Here is a 13,225-nt window from a genome sequence, read left to right on the forward strand (position 1 = left end):
AACGGCATTTACCCGGCGTCAGAAGTGTGGCAAAAATGAACCATACATGCCGTATGATTAATAGACACAGGCCAATAAATGAAGTAGCCGAAATATTATTCATTAGTCATACAGCCAGAAATATGGGTATGGATCCCACACAAAAAAAGATACAAGGATATCTCAATGGTTAATGAATTTGCTGTTTATTCCGAATACTCCAGTCACACGACTAATATTAGCCCTGGTGCAAATGTTCGGGTTTTTAATCATATTGATAATGAACAGGGAGACAGCATCAAACTGTCTCAGGACACGGGCGTTATCAACCTGAAAAAAGGCCTTTACCATATCACTGCCAGCGCAACATCCTGCTTCGAGCAGGTTAATGCCACACCCTTTGTCAAAGACAACAGTGAGGCGCACTGCCAGCTCAGCTATGCGGCCGGAGAACAGGGTAAAGAGCCAATCTGTGTGGGTAATCTGGTGGCAGCAGATATGACTCCCAGCCTGATTGATACTTATCTGAAAGTAGAAGATTCGGCCAGCATTGTACTGGAATACAAAAACGGTACTCAGGAAGCAGAAGCTGTCAGTGCTGATGATAATACCTCTGGTCTGCGTATCTTTTCCCGTATCAGTATTCTGAAAATGGCCTACCCCTCTTCTGCGCTGGCCTGAGCGAAATAGTTGTTGAGATAACGGGCAGCGCTGATCTGCCCGGTCTCTGTATACTCTTATTTTATCTGCGTATTTTTTTCTTATTCACCTTAGTTTTGCAATGCCAGTTTTTTCAGGGCTTCTCCTTCCAGCCGGTATTTAATCCACTCCTCCTGAGGCTCAGCGCCCAGGGATTTATAAAAATCAATCGCAGGCTGATTCCAGTCCAGTACGCACCATTCAAACCGGCCACACCCCTGTTCAACGGCGATAGCAGCCAGATGCTTCAATAGTGCTTTACCTGCACCCCCACCCCGTTTGTCCGGGGTAATGTACAGATCTTCAAGGTAAAGCCCATTACACCCCAGCCAGGTGGAGTAGTTATAAAAATACACCGCAAAGCCAACGGCCTGACCATCCTGCTCGCAAATCAGGCTATGTGCTGTAGCAGTATCACTGAACAAGGATTGCTCAATATCAGTAACAGAGGCTTTGACCTCATGTTCTGCTTTTTCATAAATCGCCAGATCAGTAATAAATTGCAGAATCAGTGCAGCATCTTCAGCGGTGGCAGGACGAATAGTGACAGACATTCAGTTACTCCGGTCAGAATCAGAATGAGCAACCGCCGCCTGAAAAGAGTATCTCTGTTAAACGTTGCAATACTCTCCAGCCGATAGGCTAAGAATATTGAAATACTTTTATTTTGCCAGGCGGTGTTCTCAAATAAACAATAAAAGCTAAAAAGCTCAGCGTAGTAATTTATGGCAGCTTTCAATATGATGACAGTGCATTATTATCATACTGAAATGTACATTATGCATCCTGATCTGCGAAATATTGATCTGAACCTGCTGCTGCCTTTTGATTGCCTGTATCGTACCGGCTCGGTCAAACAGTCTGCCCTGGAACTGAACCTGAGTCAGTCTGCTTTCAGTCATGCCCTGAATCGCTTAAGGCGCTCCCTGGATGATGACCTCTTTGTGCGGGTAAATGGCCGTATGTGTCCAACCCGGAAAGCAGAGCGGCTGGCACCTTATATCAGCCAGGCATTATCTGTTTTACAGCAGAGCCTGATACCGGATGAACCTTTCAACCCCTCTGAAAGTCGTCGGACCTTCACTCTCGCAGCGACAGATTACTGCCAGATATCTTTGTTGCCCGCTTTGATGAAACGCCTGGTCATAGATGCACCGGGGATACGTCTGCAGATTATTCATCCGGGAGATGATGCCTTTGAACAGCTGGCGCAGCAGAAAGTGGATTATCTGCTGGGTTTTACTCACAGTGGTGAACCGGGTCAGGATATCCTGGCATATCGCTGGGTCACCGATGAATATTGCTTGCTGGCGGCAACAAATCATCCGCTGCTATCACAGGCCCCGGATCTGGATACTTACCTGGCGCTACAGCACATTCTGGTGGCCCCCATGAATGAGAAAGAAGGTATTGTGGATCTGTGTCTGAAGAAGCTGGGCAAACAGCGCCAACGGGCTATGGCGACGCCAAACCTGCTGGTTGTTCCCCATATCATTGCCAGTACTGAGTTGGTTGCAACTTATCCTCGTCCCCTGGCGGAACACATCTGCCAGCAATTGCCATTACAGATGTTACCTTTACCTTTTGACGTTCCGCACTATCAGCTGCAGTTTTATTGTCATCGCCTGAATGCCGGTGAAGCAGAGTATCGGTGGTTTACCCGCTTGTTGCTTCAGGTCTCTGATCAGGTGATATAAACACCACAAACCGAATAGATATTTCAGATAGCAACGTTCTTCAGCATTAACTGAAAATTCTGGCTTCCAGCAGATAATCAATCAGGCACCTTACCCGTAAGGGCACCTGGCGTCTGGATGGATACACCAGAGTAAAAATCAATGGGGCGCTGGTCAGCTCTGGCATCACAGGAATTAAATCTCCTGCTTCAATCTCCTGCTTTACTGTCACAGGCAGCAGACAGCCGAGTCCCAGACCGTCAATCACCATTTGCTGTACCATCAAAGGGGAGTTACAACGAAAATAGTTCACGGGTTTGATCCGACAGCTTTTATCTTCTGATACCAGATCCTGAATACCGTCAGTACTGGCCTGATACAGTGTCAGCCAGCGGTGTTGTTCCAGCTGTTCAATAGTGGAGGGAGTCCCCTGTTCTGCCAGATAGCGCGGACTGGCAAAAATAGTAAAACGTTCTTCATGCATCACACGTGCGACCAGCGCATCATCTCGGGGAAAGCCGATCCGAATCGCTACATCAATCTGCTCTGCAATCAGATCCAGTCGTTCATCATCAAGCATCAGGTCAAGCTGAATCATCGGATATTGTCGACAGAATTCATCCAGTACCGGAGCCAGATGTTTCAGGGCAATATCATTATTCAGGGTCAGACAGACCCGACCACGGGGGATTTCTGGCTGATTAATCGCCTCAATATCCTGCAAAACTTTAGGCAGACTTCGGGCCAGTTCATAGATCTCTTTTCCCTCCGGAGTAATGGATAACTGTCGTGTTGAACGCTGAATCAGCCGCACGCCTAACACACTTTCCAGGTCCGCTACCTGTTCACTTATCCGGGAACGGCTGGTTCCCAGTTTACGGGCTGCCGCCGCGAAACTGCCACTTTCGACCACCATGACAAAAATCGCCAGATGCTTTAACTGGGATACACTAATTGTACTCAAAATCAGAACTCCTCATTCTGAAAATACCCTCTACTGATAACAATCAGTATGACAGATACTGGCACCATCATCACAGGCACACAGTGCCAGAGACACTTTACTTAATATGATTTGAGGGCAAGATTATGATCGCAATTACAGGTGCTAACGGACAACTCGGTCGACTGGTTATTGCAGCTCTGCTGGAAAAAGTTTCTGCTGACCAGATTATCGCTCTGGTTCGCAACCCGGATAATGCAGCAGACTTTAAAGCCCAGGGCATCCATGTGCGTCAGGCGGATTACAATGCTCCTGATACCCTGCCTGCCGCTCTGGCTGGTGTGGATAAATTACTGCTGATCTCGGGTAGCGAAGTAGGCCAGCGAGTACCTCAGCATAAAGCGGTGATTGATGCTGCAAAAGAGGCGGGTATTTCTCTGCTGGCGTACACCAGCATTCTGAATGCCGATAAATCCCCGTTAATGCTGGCTGCAGAACATAAGGTCACGGAAGAGATGATTCGTGAATCCGGATTACCGGCTGTGATTCTGCGTAATGGCTGGTATAACGAGAACTACACCGCTCAGACTAACGACATCACAGGCCTGGGAGTGGTTGCCGGAGCCGTTGGAGAAGGCCAGATCGCATCAGCTGCTCGTCGTGACTATGCTGAAGCCGCAGCGATTGTGCTGGCGTCTGCAGAAGATCACACGGGTAAAGTGTATGAGCTGGCTGGCAGCAGTGCCTTCACTCTGGCGGAGTTTGCTGCTGAGATCGCAGAACAGAGCGGTAAAACTATTAATTATCAGCCAATGGATGAACAGTCCTTTAAAGACCTGCTGGTTCAGGTTGGCCTGCCGGAAGGCTTTGCCGGAGCACTGGCTGATGCAGAACACCATGCCTCAAAAGGCTGGTTGTATGATAACGGTCTGACACTGGAAAAGCTGCTGGGCCGCAAGACAATTTCTCTGAAACAATCGATTGCTGAAGCACTGGCATAAAACAGAGCAGAGAAGAAAGCCAATAAAGCTTTCTTCTCTTGGCTGTCTTATATATGCCCCGTTTATCAGATGTCCAGTATTTGTACGGGGTGTTTATTTCCTCAGAGAGGACCAGGCATCAATCCATAAACGGATTTTATCCTTTTCTTCCGGATTATCGGCCTGGGTCTCCCGATCACAAGCCCTGAAGATATGTTTTCTGATATAAAGCAATCTCGCTGTATCTGAAAGTGCTTTATTCTGTTCTGCCGGAGTTTTTTCCCACCAAATATCATTCATTTCTGGCTCCGAAAAATACCAAACACTTGTCATGTTATCCTACTGAAAGAGTTGGTTTTACCAAAGCAATTTTTAAATGACTTTTAAATCAACATGTTAATAAATAAATTGTCAGCATTTTTGCGATAACAGCCCGAATTCGATAAATCAATAGCGTTATCTGAGAAGTGTACAGGGTAGCTATTAAGAATAAACGACCCTGAATCTTTCAAGTACTAAAATCATATTGTCATCAGGTTCTAATCCTTGCTCTTCGCATTCCGCAGAGAAGAAGTCCCAGTGTGTTTTACGCCACCAGGCCAGAGATTTATCTCCTTCTCCTTCTGCTGAAGCAAATTCAGCGGTGACTTCTGAAAACTTACACTCAGAAACATCAGTTGTTTCAATGATGGACGTCGGGTTGCCATACCAGTCTGTCACTACCTGAAGCGTCCCGACTTCAGGCATGAGTTCAAGTCCTGATTCATACCAGTATTTCATACTGCATGTTGCTGTTTTTTCTCCTTTCAGAATCAGATCCGCACAAATACTGGCATTTTCTTCATCGGCACAAAAATAGTCTGCAATCATGTTTCGCGGCCTGTTTGCCTGCTCAGGAGGTAAGCTTTCAAGATAAACTCGCAGATATTTTTCCTGAATCTTATTCATTTCGGATTATCCTGATAGATGTGGCATTTGATGATACGACTCTGTAACGGAATGGAGCATCTGTCTGCGCATTTTTGTCTGGACTGAGATAGCTTTTTGTCTGTACTGGGATAGCCTGCAACTACCGATGCGCCCTGTTCTGAGCAATCGGAGTGTCTACAGGCCATTCTCTGTCCGGCTTGTTCTGATGTTTATTTCAGCTTCTCAGCCTGCTGTAGCAGTTGCTCAATAATGCCGAAGTACTTTGTATCCATTCCTGCAAAGTTATCATCACCGTTAGCAATCAGTACCACACCCAGTTGTGTGGCCGGGTCATACAACATAAAACTGAATGCTCCGGGATCCGATCCTGTATGGCCCTTCAATACCCGGCCATTCATGGTCGTAGTATTCCAGAAGATGCCATAAGCTTCATTATCATCACCGATGATATTCGACTGCATCAACTCAACACTGTCAGGTCGCAGGATCTGCACACCTCCTGAGTTCCCCTGATTCATAACCATCTGCAGGAACATCGCCAGATCATTGGCACTGCTGCGCAGGCCTCCATCAGGCCAGGTGGACAGACTATAAAAGGGCAGGCTGATCAAGCCCCCATTGCCATTGCGGATATGGGGCACTGCAATCCGGCTGATATCAAAATCACTGAGCTTCCAGCTGGTGTTCAGCATCCCCATCGGTGAGAACAGGTTCGCCTGGGCGTAATCTGCCAGGGATTGTCCGGTTGCCAGTTGCAGGGTGTAACCGGCCAGCGCAGAGGCAATATTACTGTATTCATGTTCTTCTCCCGGAGGATTGAAGTTATCTGCATCGTAATAAGCGCCATCAGCGGACAGATAACTTCGCAGATAGCTGCTCATATCTGTCGGTACACTGGCATTACAGCTCAGATCAGAAAAGTCTTCAGCCAGATACCGGGTTTGTCCTGCGCCGTTGTCATAAAAATAGGCACAGTCATAGTTATCATCATCTTCAATGCCGCTGATATGGGTTACCAGATGAATAAGTGCCATATTATCCGCTTCCGGAGTGGCCAGGGTGAAAGAGCCAGCAGCGTTCAATGTACTGGTGATCGGTGTAGTCAGATCCAGCAGCTGATTTTCCATTGCGTGAGTAATAGCCGTTCCCATCACTGCTTTACTGACCGATCCCAGCCAGAAGGGGGTGTCGGGTGTAATACTTTCTGGCTGGTTCTGCTCCCGTACACCAAAGCCTTCTGCAAAGAGTACATCCTGATCCGATACCAGAGCCAGCGACATGCCGGGAATCTGATCCTGGGCCATTGTCGTGTTAATCAGATCACGAATCTGCTGGTGAATTACTTCCGACTGTGACGGTGCTGTGTTTGTTTTATTATCATCACTACTGCCATTACACCCTGCCAGAATCAGAGTGCTAACGCATAATGCTGTGGGTAACCAGATGTTCATTACCGATCTCCTTATGTTTTATCTGCAGTATATTGTCCTGATTGTGTCGTCAACGGTCTTCAGGGCCGATGTTATGGTATTGGTTGCGAATGTTATGGAATGTAACATGTAAGTAAAAGACAAACGGCTAAAAAGCGATCAATTCGAATAGTACGGCAGGCCAGGATTCCAGAACTCACGGGCTTTTTCAATCGCTTTTTTATAGTCCACTTCAGAGTTAATTTCGATCAGATCAATGCCCGGATTAAAACCACCCGGAGCGGTGTTCTGTTCCAGGCTGCTCAGGTAGCCATAAGGAATATAGGGGTGGTTGCTGGCCACTGCAACAGCTCCCATACGGCGGGCATCATCCAGAATCTGATGAATGTCATCCACACCCGGATCAACAGACAGCTGCGCCCCCAGTTTCAGTGGAAACGGATTGAAGTGTCCCCAGGAGGGTGAAATTTCCATTGATGGAATAAAAGGCACACCTCGTTTTTCAGACAGCTCATTGATGGCTTTATGGTTTTTGGTGGAATCATGATCACTGACAAAGGTGACATTCAGACCGGCTGCCAGTTGCGAGCGCACCAGGTATTCCGGTGGTGTGGAGCCTTCCAGTACATCTGCATGATGGTGCAGGTCACCTGCGTACCAGCCTTTTTCTGTCGGATAGGTTCTGATGTTGACCGGGCTGTTCAGCTCTGTTGTGCTATTTGGAGAGATGCTGGCATCAACCAGCGCAGGGGCAGACAGGAAGTTGGCTCCGGCCGAGACTTTAAACTGATAATCACCCGGTGCCAGAGCAAAACGAGCCTGACCTTTGGCATCCAGTTCGGTGAAGAAAGTTTTGGAACCGAAGAATTCGATCAGAGGTTTATTACCTTTCTCAATCTGAATTTTGGCATCCAGTGGTTACTGGTTATTAGCGTCGGTGACCTGAATACTGACTTCGCCTGGGGCCATCAGGTCATTAAACGATACCTGGCTGCTGCCATTGGCGCTCACAGTCAGTGCTTGCTTCTGACTGTCAGAGTAGCCCTTGCCTGTGGCATATACTTCGTACTGACCAACAGGCAGGTCCAGAGAGTATTCACCGTTTTCACCGATAACCCAGATATAGGGCTGCCCTTCTTAGATTGAGTCCGTTCTCTTTGTAACTTTACGTAATACCGTATTCCCCCCAAATTTCTGACAATGGCGTTTCTTATGGAATGGCAGGTTTCTGGAGTAGGCCCATTAAATCTGTCGTCTTAATACTTTAAGGAACTACATTATGCGTAAGCAATTTGCTTCATCTGTCTTTCTCACCTTTGCCTTATCGTTGTTCAGCCTGTTTGGTTATGCTGAGCAGGCTAATGTCACACCCACGCCTGTTAAAAACGGAGATAACATTCATGCTGAAATCCAGGTTTCAAGAAAACAGGCTCTGGCTGATGTGCTGAAAGAAGCGGATGACCTTGGTGTTGAAATCCGTAGTAATGAAGAGGCAGAGGAGTATCTGAACTACGCTGCTCGGATGTCAGGTATTGAACCTGATCAGATGCATGCTGCGACCCTGGGCGATGATTTGATTATGGTACGTGCTATTCATAAAAATAATCCCAGAATTTTGCGTGAAGAATTACTGCATACTCAGCAACAAAAAGCAGGTATTGCAGTTAACAATGAAAGTGTGACTCATGCTGAAATTGAGGTTCGGATGCAGATGATTCAGAATCGCTATAAATGGGGAATTACTGAAGATGAAGTTCAGGAAATGCTGAACGATATCAGGCTGATAGAAAAGAGAGGTGGTTATTAATACTCACTCGATCCCGAAGGCTTTGCTGGCCCGATATCCTCAATTAGCTCAGATCGGTGCGGCCATTGAACAATATCAATCCGGAAAAGCACTTTCTGTATCCTGCCCGCAATGCCATTCGGTATTAAAGGTTACTGAGAATCGTCAGGCAGGCAGCCTGACGGTCAGTTGTTCTTGCGGCCATTGCCAGCACCGAATCAGCTGGCAACCGTCATAATCAAAAGGCAGCCAGTATTCTGCGCCAGCGCGCCGGAGTCAGACCATAGGCCCGTTTAAAATGATGGCTCATATGGCTCTGATCGGTAAAACCGGCTGCGTATGCTGCGTCGCTCAATGAAGCGCCGGCCTGTATCTCAGACCTGGCATTACCCAGTCGTCGCATGGTCTGATAACGATACGGGCTGGTGCCGAATAAGATCCTGAAATCCCGTGACAGATTCCAGCGATCCTGATCACAGATCGCTTCCAATTCATCCAGAGTGATCATCTGTCTGGCGCAGCTGTGGATATATTCTCTGGCTATTCGAGCCGCCTTCAGGTTTATCACTCTGGTTTTGTTTGTGTTATCAGGACGTTGTGAGTCGGAGACGCGGATCAGCGCCTGGGTCAGATCAAATAAGGCATCATCTTCCTGAAGTGGGTCGTGAGGTGTTTCTACATTGCCCAGCAGCTCTGAAATGGCCCTTTGTAATACCAGATCATCTGAAATGCCGTGGGGCATAAAAGGCAGGTCGGTGTTGCCTGCCTGGTTGTTACAGGCTGACAGAATATTACGGATTCTGGCCGGATCAATATAAGCGATGCGATAGTGAAAGCCCTGTGGGGTTCCTGCTTCTCCATCATGTTCTTCATCGGGAAAAATCACGATGCTGCTACCGGGCAGACTGTGACGCATCTGCCCACGATAATGAAAGTTATGGATACCCGCTAATGTCATACCGATGGCATAAGTATCATGGCGATGGGGGGAGTAGCCCTGACCATTGAAAAAGGCTTCGATACGCTCCAGACCGGAGGGTGATGTGCTTTGTCTGATCCAGTCTTTCTGAACCCCGCTCATACTGAACTTCCGTATCTGGTCATAAGCCACCTTTAATATCTCGTGTCGCTACCGTGTCTCAGCTACCAGATCAACCTGTCAGCATCGGGTTGTTTCTGAGCAGAAAATAGATACCTGTACCTGCCAGAGTTGCGGGTATCAGGCTGAGCCGTTCTGATAGCGCCATTAGCCCTATAGCCGTCAGAGAGATAACGGCAGGCCAGGGTGCCTTACTGATCTCACTCCAGGCAATATAAACCGAAAAGTTAATAAATACAGCAACAGGCAGTATCTCCGTCAGATAATTTCTGACCCGGTTACCGGCCAGGGGCAGACTTCCGGATAATTTCTGCTGAATGACGTTTTGCCTTGCCGCTATCTGAGCGGTTGTTATCGGAGTATCTGGCTTGGTGAGTTTTGCTGGTGTTCTGAATAAGTGAACCAGAAAGACCGGTAATACCCGAACAATCAGGCTGGTCAGAAACAGCGCTATAATAGCCTGTGTCGCAGAGTCATTCATGCTGTTCTCCTTAACCTGAATACCGATACGATAGCGATGGCAGGTAGCCAGAAATATTCGCTCCCTAATACCAGAATACAGACTCCGGATATCAGTATCCCTGCGATTAAACGTATCAGGTTGCATGACGATGATTGCTCAGAAGGTTTAACCTTCCGGGGTGTTCGCTCATCATGGGCATCAGACATTTTGAATTGACTTTGAAGGCGTACTTTCAGCTGATTGACAGATAAAAAAAACAATACGGCACTGGCCGGATAACCCGGATTAATCTCTTCTGCCAGCCACTCAGAAGGTATATAAGGTGCCAGCCATACTCCAATAACAGCAGATAATATCCAGCAGATGAAAAGGATGCTGCGAATCAGCAGAGTGGTTGTGGCAGAGGTCTGTTCTGTTTCCAGCGCATATGCTTCATCTCCCAGCATATGAGCGGCCAGTGCTTTTTTAACTGGTGCTCCGGGTAAGCGCGAGGCTGAAACCAGTGCAATGGCTAAGTAACGGCTGTTAATGGAAACCGCCAACAGCAACAATGTTAGTAAGCCGGTGCCGGATTCGGTTAAAGGCAGCAGAGCGAATTGTCCACTGCCGGTAAACCCCAGGCTGCTGATCAGGAATACTTCAGTAACAGACCAGTCAGCCTGACTGGCCAGAACGCCAAATAACAGACTGACCGGGATAATGGCCCCTGCAGTGGGCAGTACCTGAAGGGATGTTTTCCAGAACCGTGTTTTCCAAAACAAAGTTTTTTGCACAGGCTGAGACGCTATCGCTATATATTTTTTATCCTGGTGCCCAGTGCTTTTCTGTTCACTGATTGGCGTATTTATCGGTTGTGATACGGCAGTCTGATTTTTCATGGTATCTGCTTTTAAAACTCATAATTCTGATCGTTTATACAGACGGTTAAGTGTCATAAGCAGATTATTCTGTGACTGTTGCTGATTGCTGTCTTGTACGATTGTGATTAAGGCTGGCCTTTGCTTTTTCACGCCCCTGAATGCCTGGACTATGGCGGTCTGGTTTTACTGCTTCAGCCCTCAGGTTCTTTTGGAAATGTCATGATTTATTCATCTGTTGTGATTAAAGTTTCTGGTATATACCAATTTAAATGTTTTTGTTCAGGGGGAAATATGCAGGATATCATCCGGCAAATTGAGCAGATCTACGCGGATATGGGGCATAACCAGTACGGTGAAGGCATTTCTCAAACAGAGCATGGCGTACAGTGCGCCCGATTGGCGAAAGATTCTGGTGAGAGCAGTGAAATGGTTGTAGCAGCATTGTTGCATGATATCGGGCATCTGATAGAAGAGATCAGCCCGGAACATGGTAACTTTAAACACGATCACTCTGGTGCTGACTTTCTATCGCCTTATTTTCCTGCTGCGGTAACAGAGCCAATCCGTTTGCATGCTCAGGCTAAGCGTTATTTATGTACCGTAGAAAGCGGTTATTTTGAAACGCTGTCGGAGGCTTCGGTTTATTCATTAAAGCATCAGGGCGGATTAATGACTGAGCAGGAAGTGACCGATTTTCGCGCTCAGCCTTTCTATCAGGCAGCAGTATTACTGCGTCGCTGGGATGATGAGGGTAAAGATACCGAGCTGTCAGCCACGCCTTTTACTGAATTTCTGCCTGATCTGGAAACAGCCCTGGTGCAGTTACCCTCGACTTAAAATTGAAGGGAAGGCCCTTTTATAACGGAGTTAAGACAGGCAGAGACGAAATCCCCCGCGCAAGGCGGGGGATTCGGGCAGAGGGGAGTAACGAAACAGTGTTACTCTCTATTCTGAGGCCGCCTGACCTTCTGCTTTCTGACGAGCGAAGTATTCGCGAGTCAGACCGAAGACCACAGGACTCAGCATAGCAATGGCAATCAGGTTAGGGAGTGCCATCATAGCGTTCAGTGTATCAGCGACAAGCCATACAAAGTCCAGACTCAGAGTTGCACCGACAGGTACAGCCAGAATCCACAGCAGACGGTATGGTTTGATTGCTTTTACGCCAAACAGGAACTCGACACATTTCTCGCCGTAGAACGACCAGCCGATGATGGTGGTAAAGGCAAAGATAGCCAGAGAGATCGCTACCAGGTAGTTACCCAGGCCAGGCAAAGCATCCGCAAAGGCAGCGGATGTCAGTGCTGCACCGGACTCACCAGATGTCCACGCACCAGACGTTACAATGACCAGACCAGTAATCGTACAAACGATGATGGTATCCAGGAAAGTACCCAGCATGGCTATCAGACCCTGACGAACCGGATCTTTAGTCTGTGCCGCCGCGTGAGCGATAGGTGCAGAACCCAGACCGGCTTCGTTAGAGAATACACCCCGTGCTACACCAAAGCGGATCGCCGCCCATACCGCTGCACCTGCAAAACCACCTTCAGCCGCATGACCGGTGAAAGCACTTTCAAAAATCAGAGCAAAGGCCGGAGCAATCTGATCGGCATTGATAGACAGTACAACCAGACCAGCCAGGATATAAGCAACAGCCATCAGAGGTACCAGAGCACCGGCTACAGAGCCAATACGCTTAATACCACCGATCAGTACAGCCCCTACCAGCACCATAGAGATAACACCAGTAGCAATGGTCGGAATACCGAAGTTTGTCTCAATCACCTGAGCAATAGAGTTAGACTGAACTGTGTTACCAATACCGAAACCAGCGACAGCACCGAAGATAGCAAACGCTGTACCCAGCCATGCCCACTTCTGGCCTAAGCCGTTTTTGATGTAGTACATAGGACCACCAACGTGGTTACCTTCTTCGTCTACTTCACGGTATTTAACAGCCAGAACAGCTTCGGAGAATTTGGTTGCCATACCAACCAGAGCGGTCAGCCACATCCAGAACAGAGCACCAGGACCACCCAGGAATACCGCAGTCGCCACACCGGCAATATTACCGGTACCGACGGTTGCAGACATCGCTGTCATCAAGGCCTGATAAGGCGGGATTTCACCCTCATTCTCTTCACCTTCTTTAGCCTTAGTGCCTTTAAACAGCAGGCTGAAGCCGGTTCCGAGTTTAAGGATTGGCATCAATTTCAGGCCCAGGCTCATAAAGAAGCCAACGCCCAGAATCAGGATGAGCATAGGCGCACCCCAGACGATACCATTGATCGTGCCGATAATGGAACTTATAGATTCCATGAAAATACCTCTTTTTATTTTTATAGGGGCTTTTGTATAAGCACTGCAAGCTCCGAGG

16 protein-coding genes are annotated in these 13,225 nt (G+C 47.7%); 6 read left to right on the forward strand and 10 right to left on the reverse strand.

Annotation, left to right across the window (positions count from 1 at the left end; genetic code table 11):
* Window positions 1–165: 165 nt before the first annotated feature.
* On the forward strand, window positions 166–660 hold the full coding sequence (locus H4O21_RS10920) for a hypothetical protein (protein WP_182808908.1): 495 nt from the start codon (window positions 166–168) through the stop codon (window positions 658–660).
* Between the two features lie 89 nt (window positions 661–749).
* On the opposite strand, the gene H4O21_RS10925 is transcribed toward H4O21_RS10920, so the two are convergent.
* The gene (locus H4O21_RS10925) at window positions 750–1,232 is read right to left on the reverse strand and encodes a GNAT family N-acetyltransferase (RefSeq protein ID WP_182808909.1); all 483 of its coding nucleotides are present in this window, start codon (window positions 1,230–1,232) and stop codon (window positions 750–752) included.
* 225 nt (window positions 1,233–1,457) lie between these two features.
* Between H4O21_RS10925 and H4O21_RS10930 the strand changes: the two genes are divergently transcribed.
* Window positions 1,458–2,375, forward strand: a complete 918-nt coding sequence (locus tag H4O21_RS10930; RefSeq protein ID WP_182808910.1) for a LysR family transcriptional regulator — start codon at window positions 1,458–1,460, stop codon at window positions 2,373–2,375.
* Between the two features lie 46 nt (window positions 2,376–2,421).
* Here H4O21_RS10930 and H4O21_RS10935 read toward each other — a convergent pair whose 3' ends face one another.
* Entirely contained in the window at window positions 2,422–3,318 is an 897-nt protein-coding gene (locus H4O21_RS10935; protein ID WP_182808911.1) for a LysR family transcriptional regulator, read from the reverse strand.
* Window positions 3,319–3,443: 125 nt separating this feature from the next.
* Here H4O21_RS10935 and H4O21_RS10940 point away from each other — a divergent pair, with 125 nt between their 5' ends.
* The gene (locus tag H4O21_RS10940; protein WP_182808912.1) at window positions 3,444–4,298 is read left to right on the forward strand and encodes an SDR family oxidoreductase; all 855 of its coding nucleotides are present in this window, start codon (window positions 3,444–3,446) and stop codon (window positions 4,296–4,298) included.
* 93 nt (window positions 4,299–4,391) lie between these two features.
* Here the strand turns inward: H4O21_RS10940 and H4O21_RS10945 are convergent, their stop codons facing one another.
* From H4O21_RS10945 to H4O21_RS10960, 4 genes are all read right to left on the reverse strand, one after another.
* Window positions 4,392–4,577, reverse strand: a complete 186-nt coding sequence (locus tag H4O21_RS10945; RefSeq protein WP_182808913.1) for a hypothetical protein — start codon at window positions 4,575–4,577, stop codon at window positions 4,392–4,394.
* 183 nt (window positions 4,578–4,760) lie between these two features.
* The gene (locus tag H4O21_RS10950) at window positions 4,761–5,225 is read right to left on the reverse strand and encodes an ASCH domain-containing protein (RefSeq protein ID WP_182808914.1); all 465 of its coding nucleotides are present in this window, start codon (window positions 5,223–5,225) and stop codon (window positions 4,761–4,763) included.
* A gap of 191 nt (window positions 5,226–5,416) precedes the next feature.
* Window positions 5,417–6,658, reverse strand: a complete 1,242-nt coding sequence (locus H4O21_RS10955) for a serine hydrolase domain-containing protein (RefSeq protein ID WP_182808915.1) — start codon at window positions 6,656–6,658, stop codon at window positions 5,417–5,419.
* Between the two features lie 138 nt (window positions 6,659–6,796).
* Window positions 6,797–7,552: a CehA/McbA family metallohydrolase gene (locus H4O21_RS10960; RefSeq protein WP_220495627.1), complete on the reverse strand. Its 756-nt coding sequence runs from the start codon at window positions 7,550–7,552 to the stop codon at window positions 6,797–6,799.
* 364 nt (window positions 7,553–7,916) lie between these two features.
* Here H4O21_RS10960 and H4O21_RS10965 point away from each other — a divergent pair, with 364 nt between their 5' ends.
* The gene (locus H4O21_RS10965; RefSeq protein WP_182808916.1) at window positions 7,917–8,444 is read left to right on the forward strand and encodes a hypothetical protein; all 528 of its coding nucleotides are present in this window, start codon (window positions 7,917–7,919) and stop codon (window positions 8,442–8,444) included.
* Window positions 8,434–8,661, forward strand: coding sequence for a hypothetical protein (locus H4O21_RS10970; protein ID WP_182808917.1), 228 nt, complete (start codon window positions 8,434–8,436; stop codon window positions 8,659–8,661). Before H4O21_RS10965 ends, H4O21_RS10970 begins: the two co-directional genes overlap by 11 nt.
* Here the strand turns inward: H4O21_RS10970 and H4O21_RS10975 are convergent, their stop codons facing one another.
* The 3 genes from H4O21_RS10975 to H4O21_RS10985 all read right to left on the reverse strand — a co-directional run bounded on the left by H4O21_RS10975 (window position 8,662) and on the right by H4O21_RS10985 (window position 10,863).
* Entirely contained in the window at window positions 8,662–9,504 is an 843-nt protein-coding gene (locus tag H4O21_RS10975; protein WP_182808918.1) for an AraC family transcriptional regulator, read from the reverse strand.
* Between the two features lie 70 nt (window positions 9,505–9,574).
* Complete coding sequence (locus tag H4O21_RS10980; protein ID WP_182808919.1) at window positions 9,575–10,003, reverse strand: hypothetical protein; 429 nt, start codon at window positions 10,001–10,003, stop codon at window positions 9,575–9,577.
* Entirely contained in the window at window positions 10,000–10,863 is an 864-nt protein-coding gene (locus tag H4O21_RS10985; RefSeq protein ID WP_182808920.1) for an AzlC family ABC transporter permease, read from the reverse strand. The genes H4O21_RS10980 and H4O21_RS10985 overlap by 4 nt, the downstream gene beginning before the upstream one ends.
* A gap of 273 nt (window positions 10,864–11,136) precedes the next feature.
* Here H4O21_RS10985 and H4O21_RS10990 point away from each other — a divergent pair, with 273 nt between their 5' ends.
* Window positions 11,137–11,682, forward strand: a complete 546-nt coding sequence (locus H4O21_RS10990) for an HD domain-containing protein (protein WP_182808921.1) — start codon at window positions 11,137–11,139, stop codon at window positions 11,680–11,682.
* A 108-nt stretch (window positions 11,683–11,790) separates the two neighbouring features.
* Here the strand turns inward: H4O21_RS10990 and H4O21_RS10995 are convergent, their stop codons facing one another.
* On the reverse strand, window positions 11,791–13,167 hold the full coding sequence (locus H4O21_RS10995; protein ID WP_182808922.1) for an alanine/glycine:cation symporter family protein: 1,377 nt from the start codon (window positions 13,165–13,167) through the stop codon (window positions 11,791–11,793).
* Between the last annotated feature and the right edge of the window lie 58 nt (window positions 13,168–13,225).

Origin of the sequence: Oceanospirillum sediminis (genome assembly GCF_014164585.1) — a bacterium.
Classification (GTDB): Bacteria; Pseudomonadota; Gammaproteobacteria; order Pseudomonadales; family Halomonadaceae; genus Oceanospirillum; species Oceanospirillum sediminis.